The following is a 19,407-nucleotide window of genomic DNA, read 5'->3' as shown; positions in this document are numbered from 1 at the left end:
CTAGGTTAAGTCTGAGTCTATGCAATGGAAGGGTCGGGTCGCCTACTTGGCAACCATGCATCGCAAAGAGCAGGTCATCGGCCCTCTCTTGGCCGAACATTTGGGGATTCAAGTCCAAGTAGCAACTTTTGACACCGACCAACTGGGCACCTTCTCGCGGGAGCGGCCCCGACCGGGGGATCCCATCCACACTCTGCGCCTGAAGATTGAAAGGGCTTTGCAGGATCATCCTGAAACTCTGGGCTTGGCCAGCGAGGGGTCCTTTGGCCCCCACCCTCAGATCCCCTGGATCCCTTGGAACCAAGAATGGGTCATGCTCAGGGTTTGTGAGCCTGGCGCAGAGCCTTTGGAGCTGGTGGGCTATGCAGAGAGCACCCAAACCAATTTCGGCCATCGCTGGGTACACAGCTTTGCAGAGGCGCTGGACTTTGCCCAGAAAGCGGGTTTTCCCCAGCATGCCCTGATTGCCCTCGACCGGCCAGAAAAGCCTCAGGTCATCCACAAAGGAATCCAAGACGAAGCAACCCTGAAGCAGGTGGTGGGGGAGCTGCTGGCTCGGCAGGGTGGCCTGCATCTGGAAACCGACATGCGGGCCCTGTACAACCCAACCCGGCTCCAAGTCATCGCAGCCGCCACCCAAAACCTAATCGCCAAAGCCCAAAGCCTGTGCCCGGCCTGCGGCACTCCTGGCTACTGGCAGATCCGCTCGGTCTCTGGACTGCCCTGCGGCCAATGTGGCGCCCCCACCCCCGTGGCCAAGGCTTGGGTATATGGCTGTGCTCGCTGTTCCCACACCCACACCGAGCCTGTGGCAGAGCCCTGGGCGGATCCCGCTCAGTGTGCCTTTTGTAATCCCTAGCTTTGTCCCAAGCTTGACGTCAAGCCCAGGCTTTCATCCCCCCAGAGGGGCTGATGTAAGAAAATAGGGATCCACTGCAGTGGATCCCTACTTAACTTAACGACTTGAATGTCAGCGTAAGGACTCTGGGAACTAGAAAGCAAACACAGCCCGCAAGACACCCACGCCGATGGTTGGATCGGTATCCCCAGACTTGCTAGGCCCACCATTGGGATTGCTCACAAAGTAGGCTGCCGGGGTAAGGGTGAGGTACTCGTTCACCGGGAAGCTGTAGTAAACATCCACGATGAAAGGACGGCTGTCAAAAACTCCCTCCTCGGTGCTGACAATCGGTTGGCCAAACACCACACCGCCCTGAGCACCCTCAATGAAGAGATCCGGGAAAGCAAAGCCAAACAGGAACCCGTTGAAATCTTCATCACCCGGATCAATGGTGCCAGCCGGTACCACGTTGGGCAAGTTGTAATCCACATTGCCAGCAGTAAACCAGCCGGATACGGTAATTCGAGGGCTAAGCTCCCAGTTGGCTGCCACCGAGAAAGCATTGACACGGGCAGAAACATCTACCGTCGTCCTCTGCAGAGGGCCACGGAAAAGGGCTGTACCGTTGGCCAAGAACTCAGGGCCATCGTTTGCCTTCTGCAGATAGGTACTGGCAAACTGCAGGTAAATCTCTAGATTTTCATTCGGCAGGAAGCCCAGCTCCACCGCGTGGGCACTGTCGCTACCGGTTATACCGCTGTCGCCGAAGCCGTTGCCCAAGGCTTGAGCGTTCCTGGTGCTGTAGCTGTAGGCCAAGCGTAGTTGATCCGAGAGTCGGTAGCGGAAGCCAAACAGAGCTCCACTTGGCACGTCCGCCGTGGAGTTGGGAGCATCAGCAAAGTCGGAGAGAGCTTCGAAGGGTGTGCTGTAGTTGAATACATCGAACACACCTGAGCCAACGATACCCGTGTAGATGGTAGCTGCTTGGTTGAAAGCTGGGAATTGGTAGATCAGCTTGGCCAGGGTGAAAGTGCCGCCGCCACGGCCGCCAAACTCAAGGCCGGGATCCCCATCAAAGAACTCAGTCACAGCATCGCGAGCTTGGAGACGAATGCGCAGGCGATCGCGACCCACAAAAGAAGCATCGAAGTTCAAGCGTACCCGATAGGGAAGAGTCATGTTGGCTTGGTTTTGCTCTGCTACTACCTTCCCATCAACAACTCTGTCTTCCGTGAGAGCGCTGCCTACAACAGCGGCGATGACTTGGGCATTCAACTTGGTAACCGGGTTGAAGACCTTCCCTTTCAAATCAGTAACATCGGCTTCCAGGGCATCCACCCGCCCGCGCAGGGCTGCCAGCTCAGCAGCAAATTCCTCTTGCAAGCGCTGCAGAGTGGCCAAGTCTTCCTTGGAGACTTTGTCGGCCAAACCGGCTGCAATCAACTCATTGATGCGATCCAAGCAGGCGTTCATACCGGCGGCAAACTCAAAGCGAGTCATAGCCCGGTTGCCGCGGAAGGTGCGGTCAGGGTAGCCGGCAATACAACCGTAGCGCTCCACCAAGGATTGCAGGGCTTGGAAGGCCCAGTCGGTGGGCTGCACATCCGAAAGCTCAGAGATGGAGGTGACCGGCCCGGTAGCTTGGGCATAAGCCACTCCAGGGGTCAGGATCGCTGCTGCACCCAGAGTGCCGGCCAGCAGCGTTTTCCAGTAGTTCGCGTGTTTCGCGGGCATGTTTCTCTCCTTGTTCTTTTCCTCACACCTTTTTGGCTGTAGGGATGTCCTCATAGAAGCGACAAACTGCCTACCTCAACAACGAGCCTGGCAATCGCGGACTCTGGGAAGACATGATACAGCCGAAGTCCACATCGTCTACCACTTTACACACTTTCTGCGCGAGACTCAATGCGAGACCCAACTGCGGTAGATGATCGAGGCTCGATATCCACTACTCTACCTCAGGGATCCGGCTCTGGCTAGCGGGTGTATCTCAAACTGAGACAGAGCTCTCAAGCTGCAAGCTCCGGTGGGGATGGGCGGTACCGGACTCGAACCAGTGACATCCTGCTTGTAAGGCAGGCGCTCTACCGCTGAGCTAACCGCCCCCGAGGGATCCCAGTCCACCGAGTTTAGCATTCCCAAAGGACTATTTCCCCATACCCAAGCTCTGCGCCTTCTGGTACACCTTGCCCTCGGTCAGGAGGGAGGGGGCGATGCAGATCTCCACCTGCTGCATTTCTCGGAGATTGGCAGCCCCCAGGGTGGCCATGCTAGTGCGCAGAGCACCCCAGAGGTTGTGGGTGCCGTCGTCCAGGCGGGCGGGGCCGCGCAAGATTTCTTCTAGGGTGCCGGTGGATCCCACGCGGATGCGGGTGCCGCGGGGCAAGATGGGGCTGGGGGTAGCCATGCCCCAATGAAAGCCGCGACCGGGGGCCTCATAGGCGCGGGCCAGGGGGGATCCGATCATCACTGCGTCCGCTCCACAGGCGATGGCCTTGCAAATATCGCCGCCGGTCACCAATCCGCCATCGGCAATGATGGGAACGTAGGCGCCGGTTTCCGCCAAAAACTGCTCCCGTGCAGCGGCACAGTCGGCGATGGCCGTAGCCTGCGGCACTCCCACCCCCAACACGCCTCGGGAAGTACAGGCAGCGCCAGGGCCGATCCCCACCAAGACACCGGCAGCTCCGGCCTGCATCAGCTCCAGAGCGACATCGTAGGTAACGCAGTTGCCCACCACAACAGGAATGGGCATCGACCGGCAAAATTGGGCCAGATCCAGCAGTTCCATGCCTTCGGGAACCTTGTGGTGAACGGAAACCACCGTGGCCTGGACGAAAAACAGATCCCCCCCGGCTTCCGCCACCAGGGGGCCGTATTGGGCGGCGTGGGCGGGCACGCAGCTAGCGGCGGCAATGGCGCCGGAGGCTTTAATCTGGCGGATGCGTTCTTGGATTAGCTCTGGCTTCACCGGCTCGCTGTAGAGGCGCTGCATTAGGGGCACAAACTCGTCTTTGCCCACCGACGCAATCTGATCCAACACCTCATCGGGATCGGCGTAGCGGGTTTGGATGCCATCCAGGTTCAGCACCCCGAAGGCCCCCAGCTCCGAGAGCAAAATGGCCATTCGCACATCCACCACGCCATCCATGGCGCTGGCGATGATGGGGATTTGCCGTTGGATCCCTCCCAGGGTGAAGTGGGTATCCACCAGGCTGGGATCCAGCGTTCGTCTGCCTGGGGCCAGCGCGATTTCATCCAGCCCGTAAGCGCGTCTTGCCTGCCGATTGCGGCCCAGTTGCACGTCCATTTTTCCCCTGTTCTGCGGATCCCTTGTTTTTATCATGCCGCCAAGGAGGGATCCAAGGCTAGCGAGAGTTTTGTTCTTCTGGTTGGGATTTCCACCTGCGATCCCGGAGCGGGTCTCAATCAGCCTCAGAGGTTCGAGGGGGCAAGGGCGTGAAAATGTGCCCTTCTTGCAGGTTGCCGAAACTGCGGCAGCGCTCGGATCCCCAACGGAACCCGTAGAGGGCGATGTAAGCACACATCAAGGCATCCACTTGATCTTCGTAGTTTTTGAGTCGACGGCCCTTGAGGGATCCCACCTCCACTTGAAGCAGCTCCTCGTGGCCCTGGAGAGCCGGGTCAGCGGCAGCTAGAGAGCGCAGATGATGCTGGTAAAGCTGCCAGGCTTGTTGCCGTTCCGGCCAGGTGTGTCGGGGGCGAGCCTTGTATTTCAGGGTGCGGCTGAGGCCAAAGAGGCTGACCAAGGCGCTATGGGGGAAGACCTCGGTTACTTGGCGGGTAAGCTTTCCTCGCTCGATGTTGGCCTGCTCCCGAAAGCCATAGCGGGATAGGGCTTGCACCAGGGCTTCTCCTCTCACTTGGCCGTCCTTTGCCAGTAACCGGCGGTTGGCCGGGTGGGCCCCGGCTGCGTAGGCGCGAAACACCTGGTTCAGTTCTGCCTCGGCCCGCCGTTGTCCTGTGAGGTTGGGAACCCGCAAGGGCGCATCCACCGCCACCAAGCAGGGATCCCCTCCCGCCTGAGCTTGAATGTAGTCCAGGATCTCCTCATCCGTTTGGAGAATGCGGCTATCCACCAGATGGCCTGTCAAGTTCTGCCTGCCGGGATCCCCGAGCTGGACTCGCAGCGTGGCCAGACCGGAAGGGTTGCGGGTTGACCAGGCCAGATCCAGGCCAATGCAGATCAACTGAGCCACACCGCCTTCCCCTTCTCTTCAAGTTGGACAGAATCAGAGTCGTTATCAAAAAACCAGTTTGAGGCAGTTCCCGATTGCATGGCTCTAGCGCCCTCACCCCCAGCCCCTCTCCCAAAGGTAGAGGGGGATCAACGTCACAGACAGTTGCGCTGCTGTTGCATGGGTATTGGGAATGATCCCGCCAGCTCGCCTGTCTTGATAAAAAATAAAAATCCATAAAAAAGGGATCCCACCAGGGGATCCCGAAAGATTCATCCAAGATGCTCAGCCCGGAAGCGGAGTGCCCCCAAACTCTTCGGTGAGCCTAAGGGATCCGCCTCCCTGTGGCAATCAACAGATCAGTAGTCGTAGTCACTCATGCCGCTGCCGCTGCTTGCCGGTGTGTTGGTTTTGGGCTCCGGCTTGTCCACCACGATCGCTTCAGTGGTCAGCACCATCCCCGCAATGGAAGCAGCGTTTTGCAGGGCAGAACGGGTAACCTTGGCCGGGTCTACAATGCCCGCCTCGAACATATCCACGAAGGCGTCGTTCTGAGCATCGTAGCCGGTGTTGAAGGGCTTATCTTTCACCCGCTCCAGCACAATGGAGCCGTTTTGGCCGGCGTTCTCAGCAATGCGGCGCAGCGGAGCGCCCAGAGCGCGGGCGACCAGGTTGGCCCCCACCAGTTCATCGCCGGACAGATTGGCTTGCGCCCACTCGGTTACCACTGGGATCAGGTGTGCCAAGGTGGTACCGCCGCCGGGAACGATCCCTTCTTCTACCGCCGCTTTGGTGGCGTTGATGGCATCTTCCAGGCGCAACTTGCGGTCTTTCATCTCGGTTTCAGTGGCCGCACCCACTTTGATCACCGCTACACCGCCGGAGAGCTTGGCCAGGCGCTCTTGCAGTTTTTCTTTGTCGTAGGTGGAGTCGGTTTCCTCAATTTGACGGCGAATTTGCTCGCAACGGGCTTTCACAGCCGCTTCGTTGCCTTCCGCCACGATGGTGGTATTGTCTTTGGTTACCGTGACGCGACGGGCAGTGCCGAAGGAATCGAGGCGAGCGTTCTCCAGCTTCAGGCCGCGCTCTTCGCTGATCACCTCACCGCCGGTCAGGATGGCGATGTCTTCCAGCATGGCCTTGCGGCGATCCCCGAAGCCAGGGGCTTTTACCGCTACCACGCTCAGCACACCCCGCAGCTTGTTCACCACCAGGGTAGCCAGCGCTTCTTTCTCGATGTCTTCGGCGATGATCAGCAGAGGACGACCGGCGCGGGCCACCTGCTCCAGAACCGGTACCAGGTCTTGCACCAGGGTGATCTTCTTATCGGTGATGAGGATGTAGGGGTTTTCCAGAACCGCTTCCATCCGCTCGGTATCGGTGACGAAGTAAGGGGAGATGTAGCCCTTGTCGAAGCGCATCCCTTCCGTCACTTCCAGCTCGGTGGTCATGGACTTGCCTTCTTCCAGGGAGATCACCCCTTCGCGGCCCACCTTGTCCATGGCCTCGGCAATCATACGGCCCACTTCTTCATCGTTACCGGCGGAAATGGCCGCCACCTGGGCAATGGCTTTGGAATCTTCGACCGGGCGGGCATGTTCGGCGATTTTGTCTACCAAAAACTTCACCGCCTTGTCGATCCCCCGCTTTAGGGCAATCGGGTTGGCGCCGGCAGCCACGTTTTTCAGACCTTCTTTCACCATGGCGTGAGCCAAGACCGTGGCCGTGGTGGTGCCATCCCCAGCCGTGTCATTGGTCTTGGAAGCCGCCTGCCGGATCAAGGAAACGCCTGTGTTCTCAATGTGGTCTTCCAGCTCGATTTCTTTGGCAATGGTTACCCCATCGTTGATGATTTGGGGAGCGCCAAACTTCTTCTCCAGCACGACGTTGCGCCCTTTGGGGCCCAGGGTAACGGCTACGGCTTCTGCCAAAATATCCATGCCGTGCTCTAGAGCGCGGCGGGCTTCTTCACTGAAGATGATTGATTTGGCCATAGTCAACCTCTCCGATGCAAATGCAGGTAAGGGTGAAACAGAATCTCAGGGGTTCAATCGGTCGTTGAACTGCTGCTGAATCACTGACCACTACTGAACAATGGCGAGAATGTCCCGCTCGGCCAACAGCACATATTCGTCGCTGCCCAGCTTGACCTCGGTTCCGGCGTACTTGGAGTAGAGCACTTTGTCGCCGGCTTTCAGTTCCATCGGGATCAGCTTGCCGTCGTCATTGCGCTTGCCAGGGCCAACAGCAACCACTTCCCCCACCTGGGGCTTTTCCTTGGCAGTGTCCGGCAAGAAGATCCCACCTGCGGTTTTCTCATCTTGCTGAGCGATTTTGACCAGCACGCGGTCGCCCAGCGGCTTCAGGGTAGAGACGTTAAGAGCTACTGCAGCCATGACGAATGTCCTCCGTGATCCTAAAGCACGAAGCTGAAGTTTTCATTTCCATTAGTTCCACTTCCCCGAAGGGAAGCGACTTAGCACTCTCGACTTACGAGTGCTAGTTTATCAGCCAACTTTCTGGCCTGACAATAGCCTTTGTCAGCGGGATCCCGCTTTTGGCAGGTGCGGTCGGGGTGCGGATCCCCCTACTTTGGGGTCTGCTGTGGGATCATGACCTGAGTTGGGCTGGGTTGAGAACGTGCGGATCCCGTTTTTTCAGGTGGATGCATTTACGGCGGTGCCTTTCGGCGGCAATCCGGCAGCGGTGTGTCTGCTGCCCCAGGAGTTGCCAGAGGCGCTGATGCAAGCCATTGCGGCGGAGAACAATGTATCGGAGACGGCTTTTTTACTTCCCCAGGGATCCCAGGGCGAGGTTCCCCACTATGGGCTGCGCTGGTTTACGCCGACGACGGAGGTGGATCTCTGTGGCCACGCCACCTTGGCCAGCGCCTATGTGCTGTTGACGGAGGTGCATCCCCAGGCGGAGAGGGTAGCCTTTTCCACCCGCAGTGGCCTGTTGCAGGTGCGGCGGCAGGGGGATCGCCTGGCCATGGATTTTCCTGCTCGCAGTCCGGAACCTTGGCCAGAAGCCAAAGAGCAAGTAGCAGCAGCTTTAGGGATCCCACCCGTGGAGCTATACCGGGGGGACATGGGGGTAGCGGTGCTGGCTTCGGCGGGACAGGTGCAGCAGGTGCAACCGGATCTGGCCCAGGTTCAAGCACTCCCCGTTCCGGGGTTGATCGTCACAGCCTCTGGGGCGGCTCTGGGGAATGGGCCGGATTTTGTCTGCCGCGTTTTTGCCCCTCGGCTGGGGATCCCGGAGGATCCGGTGACGGGATCCGCCCAGTGTCTTTTGATGCCCTATTGGGCCAAACGCCTGGGCCGACTTGATTTGAAGGCTCACCAGCTCTCGGCCCGCGGGGGCGAGCTGTGGTGCCGAGATCGAGGCTCACGGGTGGAGATTGCTGGGCAAGCGGTGCTGGTGATCAGAGGAGAGCTGAGGCTGCCTTAGAACCGTTGTCGACTAGGGTGCTAGCGGCAGGGAACAAGGCCTCCGGCCCGCTAGGGCGAGCAGTTGAAATAGATGGTAATAAAAACCACGACTGCTATCAGCCCTACAGAACAAAAAACACCTCGGATACCTCCGAGGTGCAGGCCAGGAAAGAGCTTGAGCTAGCCAAGGATTTCGGCGGCTTGAATGAGCTCCACCTGCTTTTTCTTCAGCACCAACAGCACCTGGGTAATGGTAATGGCTGCCAGGAAGGCCACCAGCCATTTCACCCGCTCCGGGCTTTGCAGCACCAGATCCCGCTCCACCTGGCCAAAGCCGCCCACATTGGGATTGTTGGTGACGGGATCCCCTTCTTTGACGCTGTCTCCAACAGCAACCACCAGTTCCGGCCCAGGCGGCACCACCAGGTTTTGGATCCCGCTTTCGGTCTCGAAGCTGAGAACTCTCGTGCCCGGCAGCTCGTATTCTGGGGGCACCAGGCTGGCCAATTCAGCCGGCAGATCGCTGATATCGGAGTTGAGGGTGGCGATGTTGACTAGACGCCCGGTGGCCGGAGCGCGGAAAACGTTGTTGTTGCTGAGGCTGCCGTCGGGGTTAAGCTGACCGCGACCTCGGTTGGCCCCGATGTAAACGCGATACTTCATGAAGGCCACCGAGGGATCCTCTTTCGGGTCAGGGGCCACCACCGGGAAGACGATTTCTTGATGCTGCTCGCCCGGCAAAGGCCCGACCAAGAGGATATTGGGCTTCGCGTCGCTGTAGGGGGTGATGTAGGTCTCGGCGGTTTCCTGCCGCTGTTCCTCGGTCATTTCGGCTTCGGTGGCCAGGCGGAAGCCCTCCGGCAAGACCACCACCGCACCCACGTTCAACCCACCCTTGCTGCCGTCTGCCAGCACCTGCTGTTTGCTCAGGTCATAGGGGATCCCAACTTTGATGGTAAACACCTGGCCGGGGGTGACTGCCTGCGGCACCTCGGCGCGAGTGGGCATGGCGTTCAGGTGGCAGTTGGCACAGACAATTTTTCCGGTCGCCTCGCGGGGGTTGTCGTAGGCCATCTGGGCGTAATAGGGGTAGGCTGCCGCCGGACGTGCCCCCATCCCCAGCAACAGCAGCAGCCCACAGAAGGCCAAGCAGATTCGCTTCATAACTCTCAGCTCAGAATGGATTTCAATCACAGCTTTAGGACACAGTCTTGAAATAGCCATCTCGACGACTTGCCCCAAATCGTTCGGCAAAAGCCGGCACAGCCAGCGGGATCCCTTGCCCTTTAGGTTTCCCGGAAATCGGGGCCTTGCCAAGGGCTGAAGCGGACGTTGTCGCCATCCACAGTGGCGCTCACCAGCTCCAGCGAGCGGGGAGCCGGTCCCCGGATCACCTTGCCATTGGCCGCATACTGGGATCCGTGGCAAGGGCACTTAAACAAGTTTTCCCCCACATTCCAGGGCACCACGCAACCGAGGTGGGTACAAACCGCGTTGAGGCCATAGTTGGCCACCGCCCCGTTGTCGATCACGATGTAGGTGGGATCCCCCTTCAAACCTTGGGCCAGCACCCGATCCGTAGCGGCATGGGTGGCCAACAGTTCACTGACGCTGATGGGCTTGCCGAGGGCGTCCTGAGCTATGAGGCCCTCACCCCCTCCACCGGCAGAGGGCGGAATAAAGTACTTCACCACCGGGTAGAGGGCGCCCACCACCACGACTCCCACAGAGCCGCTGAGCAGGGCATTGAGAAGAACCCGCCGGCTCATGGGGGGCGCTTCAAAGTTGCTAACCGCTTCCGTCATAATGGCAAATGCAGACCTGAGAAGTTTTAACGTTCGTTGACAAGCGACATCATCCTAACCGACCCCTCTGGCCAATATCGTTAAGAAATGCAACGCTGTAAGAGGCCGTGGCCTTCCTTCCCAAGGTGAGCGGCCCACCCAGCGCGATTGGAGCCAGATCCAAGCCAGCCTCAGACAAGTCTGATGAAGGGATCCGACTTTCAAGCTTTGTTGCGCGAGAAGTGGGGCTGTTCCTACGACGTGCAGCTGCGGCGTATCCAGCAGAAGGTGGTGTTGCTGGTGATGTGGCGCTATCTGGAGCAGCCCTCCTTCCCCTTGAGCGAGGCCGAGTATTTGGCCCACTTGGAGAACGTGCTGGCCCATTTGCAGGCTTGGGGGGTGTGGGAAGCGGTGCGTCGGGAAATCGAAGCCACCCGTCAGAGACCCCGTATGGGCAAGGCGGTGGCCATTCCTCTGGATTTGCAGAAGGTGGGGGAGCGGGTCTCGGAGTGGTTGCTGTGAGTTCTCCTGGGGAGAAAAAGGTCCAAGCAAACCCAAGCGCCGGATTCTCCGGCTGGGCAAGAAACTCGAATGGGTCTCAGCTCAAACGGCAGACCGGGAGTTTGCCCAACGGCCATGACCTCTCTAGAGGGGACGCGGCTTGCGCACTTGTTCGGTTTCCGGGTACTCCTGCTGAGCTTCGGATTCCAAAAGTTGGCGGAATGCCGGCTCGTCCAGACGGTAGTCCCGCTGCTCGATCAAATCCCGGTCGGTTGAGTAAATGGTGTCCGACTCTTGCACAACTTCTTGACGGCGGAAGCGGCGGGCAAAGTTGAGTTTGCGCAGCAGCGCCTCTGTGGGATGCTGCAGATGCTCTCGCCAAAGCTGCCGGACACGATTGCGACGCTCCACTCCCTGGTTACGGATTTGCAAGGCTAGCCAGCGAACGGCGGGCACCGCCAAAAACAGCGTGCCGTAGAGGAAGAGGAAGCCGATCAACGGGTAGATGAAGGCCAAAAAAGCATTGCTGCCGGCTGCCGCTGCCACCTCCTCCCGTGCCCCATAGAGAATGGCGGCCAGAAAGAAATTGAGAACTCCCAAGCCTCCTGCCAGGGTCAGTTGACCAGGCGTGGCCCGGCTGAACACCCAAGGTTTCTCCTGCAACACCTCAGGGATCCCCTTGGGCTTGCGCTCTGAGGCGGCCACCTGCAGCTCTGGGAAGCGGTAGACAATGTCCCCATCCTCGCTGACCTCCGGCTGGCCGTCGAACTTGAGCAAAATGGGCAGCATGTAATCTTCGTATTCCAAGGCCGGGGATCCCGGCTCCACATCCAGGTAGGGCAACACCTGTTCCGCTACGATCACCCCCCCATTGGCACGAATCAGTTGGCCAATGAGGGCATAGCGCTCCTCCTCCAGGTTGGCATTGGGATCCCCGTCCCCAAAGAGGAAGCTGTACACCGCTTCCAGGAAGTTCAGCTCGGATTTTTGCGGCTGGCGGGGGCGCGTCCGACCGGAGTAGCTCCCATAGTAGGGGTAAGGATCCCAGAAGGGGTTGCCGATCCAAAGGTTGGGGAAGTAGTAAAACCCTATCCCCCGCGACCGGCTGCGATTGTCCTGCTCGCGGCTACTGGCCATCTGCAAGGCAATCAACGCCAGGACGATCAAGACAATTGACACCACCAGCAGAATGCCAAAGGAGATGCGCAACCCATAGAGGAAGCCCCCCCACAGTTTGCGCCGCAGGGCCGCCAGCTGATCCTGCTGCTCCTTGCGCTTGAGAATGCTGCGAAAATCCGGCGGGAAAACATAGGTAATCTCCCCCTGCCGGGAAACCTGGAGATGCCCCTCCGCCTTTTGGGCCAAATTCAGCAGCTCTTGTTTGGCCTCGTGTAGAGCCAAGCCCGTGCTGGATGCAATATCTCCCAGCGTGACCCGCAGGCCCAACTGTTCCACTGCATCCATCACCAATGTTTGTGTAGCCACTTTAAACCTCCGCTTTCCGCCCCCATTGTCGAGGAGCCTTTGGGATCCCTGGACGCAGATCCGCTCCCCTGAGCTAGACCTAGCGTCTCCTCTATTCCCAGTATCTCCCCTTAACCCCGCAGCGACGAGAATCGTTGTAGATCTCACTTCCAGAACGGTTGTACCCGCCTCTAGGGCAGCCAAGCCATCACGGCCAGCAGGGTCGAGAGGATCCCGATCAACACCCAGATGAGGGGCTTAGTGTCCAACGGGGGATCCGCTGCCCGGCGGCTGAGGGGATCCCCAGATCTTGGGGAAGGGCCTTTGCGTTGAGAGCGCCCATAGGCCAAGCGGTACTCTGGGGGATCAGTTTCCTCCAGCCGGCTGAGATCGGGAATTTCGCTCAACCACTCCGCCGAACGTCGCAGACGAGGGGCTTGCCAGATGCCCAAGACATAGCGAGCCTGCTGGGCGACTTCTGGATCTGGGTTGCGCAGCAAGGTTTGGGCCAACAGGATGGCCTCCTGCGTTTCGCCAAGGGCTTCTTGGGCCAGGGCCTGCCAGAGCCGTAGCTTACCCGACTGCGGATAGCGGCTTTGGGCCTGCTTAACCTCCTCTAGCGCCTGCCGGTATTGTCCTCGCTCGAACCTCAACTGGATCAGGGCCAAGTGCTGAGACAATCTCAAGTCTTCGGGAAGCGTCATGCTCAGGATCCGCAGGTTAGCTAGACCGCCGGGAAGCCCCGTCCTCTATGCATCAGCATGAGTGCGGGAGTAGGTCACGTCAGCTTCTGTTCTACCCCAAACCCCACCAGCAACAGCTCCTGCAAAGGCTGACCCTGAGGGGGACGTTGGTAGGTAAGGATCTGCCGCAGGCGCAGGCGCGGATTCAGTAGAGTGATGGTATCTACAGCAACCACACGAGTGTAGGTGGTGGTCATCACCAGTTGCAGGGATCCGGGATCAAACCGGAAAGTCGCCACCATCGGGCGATCTTCCTCATAGGCCCGATCCCGCAGGTAGTCTCCCTGCAGCCCCAAGGGGGTTTCCTGCCGAGGGACGAACAGCATGTTCAGCTCTTGCCCGGCCTCCTCACCCTTTTCGGAAACCGTCTCAAAAGCCAAGTGAAAGCCCAAAAAACCATCCACGTTGTGGTTGGGGTAGTTGTTGTCGGTGAGCACCTTGTGCTTGAGCTCAGGGGTGAGGGTGCGAATGGTGAACTCGGTGCGGGAGCGCTCCACCTCGCCACGGTCTAGGTAATGGTAGGTGCGCTCTGTGCGCCAAGCTCCAATGCAGCAGTTGAAAAAGTGGTGAAATTGCTGGATAGCGTTCATGCGGGCGGGAGCGGACAGAGTCAGAGATCAGCGCTGGACGGGAAACCCTGCTTTCGATCCTAAAACGAATCGAAAACAACCAGGAATCCAAATCCTGAATGCCAACGATTGAGTTCTACCGTGGGATCCCCTTCCTCACGGGCTTTTGGCCACCCGGATCCCTTGGAGCTGCCCCAACAACTCCAGGGCTCGCTGGAGCTGGATGTCCTCCGGCCCGGCCAAGGTTTCCGCCGTCAGAGGAACGGATCCCTCCGCCACCACCACATCGGGCTGGATCCCCTGGCGATGAATGTCGTGGCCGCTGGGGGTGAGGTACTTGGCCGTGGTCACCGCCAGCCCCGATCCATCCGCCAGCTCCAGCAGGGATTGAATCAGACCCTTGCCAAAGGTGCGCGTTCCCACCAATTGAGCTCGCCCACTGTCCTGAAGTGCCCCGGCCAACACTTCACTGGCACTGGCGCTGCCCTGGTTCACCAAGACCACCAGCGGCGCCTCTGTGAGCACCTCGCCGGTGGCGGGAATGCTGTCTTGAATGCCGTGGCGATCCGTCACCAGCACAATGTCGCCCTTGGGGATCCAGAAGCGGGCGATCTCAATGGCCGCCTGCAAGAGTCCCCCCGGATTGTTGCGCAAATCGAGAATGTAGCCCCGCACCCCTTGAGCTTCTGCGGCCCGAATGGCTTGGCGGACTTGAGCGGCAGCATTGCCGTTGAACTGGCTGAGGCGAATGTAGGCCACCGATCCCTGAGGCAGCTCAAAAAAACGGGTGCGCACGGGGTTGATGGTGATCGATTGGCGTACCAGCTCCACCTCCCAAATGCGATCCTGCCGCCTCAGCTTCAAAGTAACCGGCGTGCCACTGCGCCCCCGCATCCGCTCGGCCACTTCGTCCAGGCTCAGCCCCGCCACCGGCACCCGATCCACCGCCAAAATCTCATCCTGGGGTTGGATCCCGGCCTGCTCGGCAGGAGTGCCTTCCATGGGGGCAATCACCCGCACCGCCCCCTGCTCATCGATGGCAATCTGCAAGCCGACACCGCTCAGCTCGCCGGCTGTGGAGGTCTGCAGGCTGAGGTAGTGCTCTTTATCCAGAAAGCGAGTAAAGGGATCCCCCAGAGTGGCCAACATCTCCTCAATGGCCTGATAGGTCTGCTTGCGCTCCTTTAAGGGCCGGGAGAGAAACCGTTGCCGCACCTGCCACCAGTTTTGCCCGTTAAACCCCGGATCCACATAGGCCCGATCCACGTAGGCCCAAGCCTGCGCCAGCAGTTGCTGCTCTTCTCCCCAACGGCTGGCCTGCCCTGGACAGGCGCCAATGCCCAAACTCGCCCAGAGCAAACACCCAAGCAAGACAAGGCGGATCCCCCACCCTCTCCAAAGGATCCCTGTGTATCTCGGCTTCTGCACAACCATCGATCCCAAAAAACATTAAGAAACATGAACAAAACGCAATATCGAAAACTTGCCTGGCCTCCTGGGATCGAGATCTTCGTCCCCAAGCTGAGCCCGACGCCAGGATGGTGTTAAAAGATTGTGTTACATTGCTGAGTAGAGTGGGCTTGCCCCGCCCTCGAGATCCAATTTCAAGAATTGCAGGCATTATGAGCAAAGTTTACGACTGGTTGGACGAGCGGCTGGAGATTACGCCTTTCGTCGACGACGCAACAGGGAAATTCATTCCGCCTCACGTTAACATCTTCTACTGCCTCGGCGGGGTGACGCTGGTGTGCTTCTTAATTCAGTTTGCCACCGGCTTCGCCATGACGTTTTACTATCGTCCGACGGTGGCTGAGGCCTTTGAATCGGTGAACTACATCATGACCCAGGTGAACTTCGGCTGGCTGTTGCGCTCCATCCACCGTTGGAGCGCCTCCATGATGGTGCTGATGATGATCCTACACACCTTCCGGGTCTATCTGACAGGGGGATTCAAAAAGCCCCGTGAGCTGACCTGGGTAACCGGCGTGATCTTGGCGGTGCTGACCGTCTCCTTTGGCGTTACCGGCTACTCCCTGCCCTGGGATCAGGTGGGCTACTGGGCGGTCAAGATCGTCTCAGGTGTGCCCAGTGCCATTCCGGTGGTGGGCGACTTGTTGGTGCAACTGATCCGGGGTGGCGAAGCGGTTGGTCAAGCTACCCTGACTCGCTTCTACAGCTTGCACACTTTCGTGCTACCCTGGCTGACCGCAGTCTTTATGACCATGCACTTTTTGATGATCCGCCGCCAAGGCATTTCTGGGCCTTTGTGAGCAAGGTTTGACTCCCAGACGCCTTTGACTTTCCTGGTAACTGGGATCTTTACCTGCCACTTTTTCAGAACTTTTGTCCCTAGATAAGGAGAACTCCCATGGCCGTCTCAAAACAGGTGATAGCGACCGAGGCCATTACCCGCAAGGTTGACCTAGACAATCCCAAAGTTGTAGCCAAGCTGAAGAAAAACATGGGCCACATGACCTATGGTGAGCCCGCTTGGCCCAACGATTTGCTCTTTATGTTTCCGGTGGTGATCCTGGGCACTATTGGAGTGATCGTTGGCCTGTCAGTCATGGATCCGGCAGGTGTAGGGGAGCCGGCGGATCCCTTTGCTACGCCTCTGGAAATTCTGCCGGAATGGTATCTCTACCCCGCCTTCCACATCCTGCGGATTGCTCCCAACAAGCTGTTGGGAATTGCTCTGATGTCTGCCATTCCTGTCGGTCTCTTGTTTGTGCCCTTCATCGAAAACGTCAACAAGTTCCAAAACCCCTTGCGCCGCCCAGTGGCGACAACGGTGTTTTTGATCGGCACTCTGGTCACCCTCTACCTGGGCATTGGTGCCACCTTGCCCTTGGATAAGTGGGTCACCTTGGGCTTGTTCTAAAAGAACATCTGGGACTCCCGCTTGATGGGTTAATCGTCATCATCACCATCAGAATCACCATCAGAGTGCAGCAGGTTGGTGGCCAGGCTGCACTTTGTTATTTGGAGAGCTTTTTAGAGGAGTTGTCTGCAAACCTGTGTGCCAAGGGATGGGCAAGTCCGCCGAAATGGTAGTATCTCTACGCCCTCATCTTCAGCTTGACCGCTCATGAGCACTTCTTCTTCAACTGCTCGAACCTATCGGATCACAGCCCTTGCCGGAGATGGCATCGGCCCCGAAATCATGCGGGTGGGACGAGCCGTTTTGGATGCAGTTGCCCGGCAGATGGGATTTGCTCTCCAGTGGCAAGAGGGCCTAATCGGCGGGGCTGCCTACGACCAGACTGGGGATCCCTTGCCGGCAGAAACCCTGAAAATGGCTCAAGAGAGCGATGCCGTTTATCTGGCTGCTGTCGGCGACTTCAAGTATGACGCTCTGCCTCCTGAGAAACGCCCGGAGCGGGCCTTGTTGGGCTTGAGGGCGGGGCTGGGGCTGTTTGCCAACTTGCGCCCGGTAAAAGTCTTCCCTCAACTGGTGGGGGCTTCCTCCCTGAAGCCAGAGGTGATCTCGGGGATCGACCTGGTGGTAGTGCGGGAGCTGACGGGGGGCATTTACTTCGGCCAACCTAAGGGAATCTTCACGGATGCCCAAGGATCTCGGCGCGGCGTGAACACCATGGTCTATAGCGAAGCTGAGGTGGATCGGATTGCCCGAGTTGCCTTTGAGCTGGCCCGCAAACGCCGGCGCAAGCTCTGCTCGGTGGACAAAGCCAACGTTCTCGAGGTGTCGCAACTGTGGCGGGAGCGGGTCAATGTCATTGCGGCTGAGTACCCGGAGGTGGAACTTTCCCACCTGTACATCGACAATGCCGCCATGCAGTTGGTGCGCTGGCCCAAGCAGTTCGACGTCATCCTCACGGGCAATCTCTTCGGCGATATCCTCTCCGATGAAGCGGCCATGCTGACCGGCTCTATTGGTATGCTGCCCTCTGCCTCTCTGGGATCCTCTGGCCCCGGCCTATACGAGCCGGTACATGGGTCGGCTCCCGACATTGCCGGACAAGACAAAGCCAACCCCATTGCCCAGGTGCTCTCCGGCGCCCTGATGCTGCGTTACTCCTTGGATCAGCCACAAGCTGCCGACCGCATCGAACAGGCGGTAGAAGCCGTTTTGGCGCAAGGGTACCGCACCCCAGACCTCTACTCTGAGGGAATGACTTTAGTGGGTTGCCAGGAAATGGGAGAAAAGTTGGTGGCAGCCCTGTCCCAGCAGCAGGCGCAATAGCCTTTTTCGGGGCCACAGGCTACAGCCAAGGCAGACGTGCGGCGATTTCCAAGCAATTTCCAATTGTGGGGATCCTTGGAGCTACGCCCAACCGGCCTCAGGGAGAAGGTCAACCTCTTCAGTCGCTTCAACCGTCTCTTCCGGTCGAAGTGTGGCTTCTTGGCAGCGCTCCATGGCTTGAAGAAGCAGGGCTTCCCCTTCCTGCACCGTCTCAATGCGACAGAGGAGAGCGCGGAATTGAGAGGCCCCGGCAAAACCTTTGATGTACCAAGTCATGTGCTTGCGGGCCTGACGGATGCCACGTTCTCCCTTGTACTCCCAGAGACCGCGCAGATGCTCTAAGGCCATTTGAATCCGCTCCAGGGGAGTGGGGGCCGGTCTTTCTTGACCGGTTTTCAGGAAGTGATCGATTTCCCCCACCAGAAAGGGATAGCCCATGGTGCCGCGGGAGCACATCACCCCATCGGCTCCGGTTTCCTCCAAACACTTCACCGCTGCGGCTGTCGAGAAAATATCCCCATTGGCGATGACGGGAATGCGCAGGTGCTGTTTGACGCGGCGGATCCAGTCCCAGCGGGCTTTGCCGTTGAAGCCTTGGGCGCGTGTTCGGGCATGCAGGGTGAGCAGTTGCGCCCCTGCCTCCTGCAGACGGTGGGCAAAATCCAAAATGTTGATCTCCTGATCTGACCAGCCCAGGCGCGTTTTCACGGTTACGGGCACCTCCACTGCGTTGGCCACCGCCTCCACAATTCGCGCTGCCGTGTCGGGATCGCGAAGCAGAGAAGAGCCGCCGCCGTTTTTGGTAATCTTGTTCACCGGGCAGCCCATGTTGATGTCCACCAAGGTCGCCCCTTCGTCCACAGCCATGCGGGCTGCTTCCGCCAGAAAGTCGGGCCGACAATCAAACAGTTGGATGCCAATAGGCTGCTCTCCCTCGCCAACCTCCATGATGCGGGGCAACTGGCGGGCATAGTGCAAGCCGGTCGCACTGACCATTTCCGTGTAGACCAAGCTGTGGGGGGCAAAACGGCGTACCAGCCCTCGAAAGACCTGGTCGGTTACCCCTGACAGTGGCGCCTGAAAAACGCGGCTCAAAACTTTTACCCCGCCGATATTGAGGGGCTGGGACAAGCGGGCTTGGAGTTCCGGCGAAAGCTGCAGGCCCATCGGGATCCGGAGAAAGCTATCCCTCTTTGTTGACAAAGTAAAGAAGACCCATGATGCGCGCTCGTTTGATCGCGGCAGTGAGCTCCCGCTGCTGTTTGGCGGTCAGGCCGGTGATGCGGCGGGGCAAGATCTTGCCTCGCTCGGTAACAAATTTCTTGAGCAGCTCCACATCGGTGTACCTAATGGGCTCTCCCGGCTTAATGGGAGACAGGCGGCGGCGAGCGTAAACCATAGGTCAGGAGAACGGCGAAACGGCTTGAACTACTTAATCTCTTTGTGGACGGTGTGGCGGTTGCAGTGGGGGCAGAATTTCTTCAGCTCTAAGCGGGCTATTGTGTTGCGGCGGTTTTTGGTGGTGGTGTAGCGGTTCACGCCTGGAGAGCGCTTGTTGACGTTGGTGCGGCACTCCGTACACTCCAGAGTAATGATGATGCGGGCACCCTTTGCTTTAGCCATGACGGATCCCAAGACGAAGGTAAACGGCAATGAGGAAACTGCAAT

The 19,407-nt window shown here is 58.8% G+C and carries 20 protein-coding genes and 1 tRNA gene; 6 read left to right on the top strand and 15 right to left on the bottom strand.

The window, feature by feature from the left end:
* Nucleotides 1-19 precede the first annotated feature (19 nt).
* The gene (locus tag NW805_RS03690) at nt 20-859 is read left to right on the top strand and encodes a DUF6671 family protein (protein ID WP_414421667.1); all 840 of its coding nucleotides are present in this window, start codon (nt 20-22) and stop codon (nt 857-859) included.
* Nucleotides 860-991: 132 nt separating this feature from the next.
* Here NW805_RS03690 and NW805_RS03685 read toward each other — a convergent pair whose 3' ends face one another.
* The 6 genes from NW805_RS03685 to groES form a co-directional block, all read right to left on the bottom strand.
* On the bottom strand, nt 992-2,575 hold the full coding sequence (locus NW805_RS03685) for an iron uptake porin (RefSeq protein ID WP_414421666.1): 1,584 nt from the start codon (nt 2,573-2,575) through the stop codon (nt 992-994).
* Nucleotides 2,576-2,874: 299 nt separating this feature from the next.
* Nucleotides 2,875-2,946 (bottom strand) — tRNA-Val (locus tag NW805_RS03680).
* Between the two features lie 41 nt (nt 2,947-2,987).
* Nucleotides 2,988-4,151, bottom strand: coding sequence for a GuaB3 family IMP dehydrogenase-related protein (locus NW805_RS03675; protein WP_414421665.1), 1,164 nt, complete (start codon nt 4,149-4,151; stop codon nt 2,988-2,990).
* 115 nt (nt 4,152-4,266) lie between these two features.
* Nucleotides 4,267-5,061: a DUF429 domain-containing protein gene (locus NW805_RS03670; RefSeq protein ID WP_414421664.1), complete on the bottom strand. Its 795-nt coding sequence runs from the start codon at nt 5,059-5,061 to the stop codon at nt 4,267-4,269.
* Nucleotides 5,062-5,399: 338 nt separating this feature from the next.
* Nucleotides 5,400-7,034 carry a chaperonin GroEL gene (gene groL, locus NW805_RS03665; protein ID WP_011433224.1) on the bottom strand — a complete coding sequence of 545 codons (1,635 nt, stop codon included), beginning with the start codon at nt 7,032-7,034 and terminating at the stop codon, nt 5,400-5,402.
* Between the two features lie 90 nt (nt 7,035-7,124).
* A complete protein-coding gene (gene groES, locus NW805_RS03660; protein ID WP_414380983.1) occupies nt 7,125-7,436 on the bottom strand; it encodes a co-chaperone GroES in 312 nt (103 codons plus the stop codon).
* A 226-nt stretch (nt 7,437-7,662) separates the two neighbouring features.
* Between groES and NW805_RS03655 the strand changes: the two genes are divergently transcribed.
* A complete protein-coding gene (locus NW805_RS03655) occupies nt 7,663-8,493 on the top strand; it encodes a PhzF family phenazine biosynthesis protein (RefSeq protein WP_414421663.1) in 831 nt (276 codons plus the stop codon).
* 161 nt (nt 8,494-8,654) lie between these two features.
* Here the strand turns inward: NW805_RS03655 and NW805_RS03650 are convergent, their stop codons facing one another.
* Together NW805_RS03650 and NW805_RS03645 are read right to left on the bottom strand one after the other, a co-directional pair.
* Complete coding sequence (locus NW805_RS03650) at nt 8,655-9,638, bottom strand: apocytochrome f (RefSeq protein ID WP_414380982.1); 984 nt, start codon at nt 9,636-9,638, stop codon at nt 8,655-8,657.
* Nucleotides 9,639-9,760: 122 nt separating this feature from the next.
* The gene (locus tag NW805_RS03645) at nt 9,761-10,279 is read right to left on the bottom strand and encodes a cytochrome b6-f complex iron-sulfur subunit (RefSeq protein ID WP_011433228.1); all 519 of its coding nucleotides are present in this window, start codon (nt 10,277-10,279) and stop codon (nt 9,761-9,763) included.
* 183 nt (nt 10,280-10,462) lie between these two features.
* On the opposite strand from NW805_RS03645, the gene NW805_RS03640 reads away from it, so the two are divergent.
* Complete coding sequence (locus NW805_RS03640; RefSeq protein WP_414421662.1) at nt 10,463-10,780, top strand: DUF3067 family protein; 318 nt, start codon at nt 10,463-10,465, stop codon at nt 10,778-10,780.
* A gap of 123 nt (nt 10,781-10,903) precedes the next feature.
* On the opposite strand, the gene NW805_RS03635 is transcribed toward NW805_RS03640, so the two are convergent.
* From NW805_RS03635 to NW805_RS03620, 4 genes are all read right to left on the bottom strand, one after another.
* Nucleotides 10,904-12,244, bottom strand: coding sequence for a hypothetical protein (locus NW805_RS03635; protein ID WP_414421661.1), 1,341 nt, complete (start codon nt 12,242-12,244; stop codon nt 10,904-10,906).
* A 170-nt stretch (nt 12,245-12,414) separates the two neighbouring features.
* Nucleotides 12,415-12,927 (bottom strand): hypothetical protein, encoded by a 513-nt coding sequence (locus tag NW805_RS03630; protein ID WP_414421660.1) that lies wholly within the window; start codon nt 12,925-12,927, stop codon nt 12,415-12,417.
* A gap of 74 nt (nt 12,928-13,001) precedes the next feature.
* Entirely contained in the window at nt 13,002-13,556 is a 555-nt protein-coding gene (locus NW805_RS03625) for a phycobiliprotein lyase (protein ID WP_414380978.1), read from the bottom strand.
* 135 nt (nt 13,557-13,691) lie between these two features.
* A complete protein-coding gene (locus tag NW805_RS03620) occupies nt 13,692-14,969 on the bottom strand; it encodes a S41 family peptidase (RefSeq protein WP_414421659.1) in 1,278 nt (425 codons plus the stop codon).
* Nucleotides 14,970-15,157: 188 nt separating this feature from the next.
* Between NW805_RS03620 and petB the strand changes: the two genes are divergently transcribed.
* The 3 genes from petB (at nt 15,158) to leuB (ending at nt 17,739) form a co-directional block, all read left to right on the top strand.
* On the top strand, nt 15,158-15,805 hold the full coding sequence (gene petB / locus NW805_RS03615) for a cytochrome b6 (protein WP_041436518.1): 648 nt from the start codon (nt 15,158-15,160) through the stop codon (nt 15,803-15,805).
* A 98-nt stretch (nt 15,806-15,903) separates the two neighbouring features.
* The gene (petD, locus tag NW805_RS03610) at nt 15,904-16,416 is read left to right on the top strand and encodes a cytochrome b6-f complex subunit IV (RefSeq protein ID WP_011433236.1); all 513 of its coding nucleotides are present in this window, start codon (nt 15,904-15,906) and stop codon (nt 16,414-16,416) included.
* Nucleotides 16,417-16,623: 207 nt separating this feature from the next.
* Nucleotides 16,624-17,739 carry a 3-isopropylmalate dehydrogenase gene (leuB, locus tag NW805_RS03605; protein WP_414399133.1) on the top strand — a complete coding sequence of 372 codons (1,116 nt, stop codon included), beginning with the start codon at nt 16,624-16,626 and terminating at the stop codon, nt 17,737-17,739.
* A gap of 81 nt (nt 17,740-17,820) precedes the next feature.
* Here the strand turns inward: leuB and dusB are convergent, their stop codons facing one another.
* Genes dusB through rpmG form a run of 3 tightly spaced genes read right to left on the bottom strand, consistent with a single transcriptional unit; the run spans nt 17,821 to nt 19,362 of the window.
* The gene (gene dusB, locus NW805_RS03600; RefSeq protein WP_414421658.1) at nt 17,821-18,906 is read right to left on the bottom strand and encodes a tRNA dihydrouridine synthase DusB; all 1,086 of its coding nucleotides are present in this window, start codon (nt 18,904-18,906) and stop codon (nt 17,821-17,823) included.
* A 16-nt stretch (nt 18,907-18,922) separates the two neighbouring features.
* Complete coding sequence (rpsR, locus tag NW805_RS03595) at nt 18,923-19,138, bottom strand: 30S ribosomal protein S18 (protein WP_011433239.1); 216 nt, start codon at nt 19,136-19,138, stop codon at nt 18,923-18,925.
* A gap of 29 nt (nt 19,139-19,167) precedes the next feature.
* A complete protein-coding gene (gene rpmG / locus NW805_RS03590; RefSeq protein ID WP_414421657.1) occupies nt 19,168-19,362 on the bottom strand; it encodes a 50S ribosomal protein L33 in 195 nt (64 codons plus the stop codon).
* Nucleotides 19,363-19,407: the final 45 nt, after the last annotated feature.

This window comes from Synechococcus sp. W60.1 (assembly GCF_047461575.1).
Taxonomy (GTDB): Bacteria; Cyanobacteriota; Cyanobacteriia; order Thermostichales; family Thermostichaceae; genus Thermostichus.
Note: the sequence above shows the minus strand (reverse complement) of the source record. Positions and strands in the feature narration are given on the sequence as shown.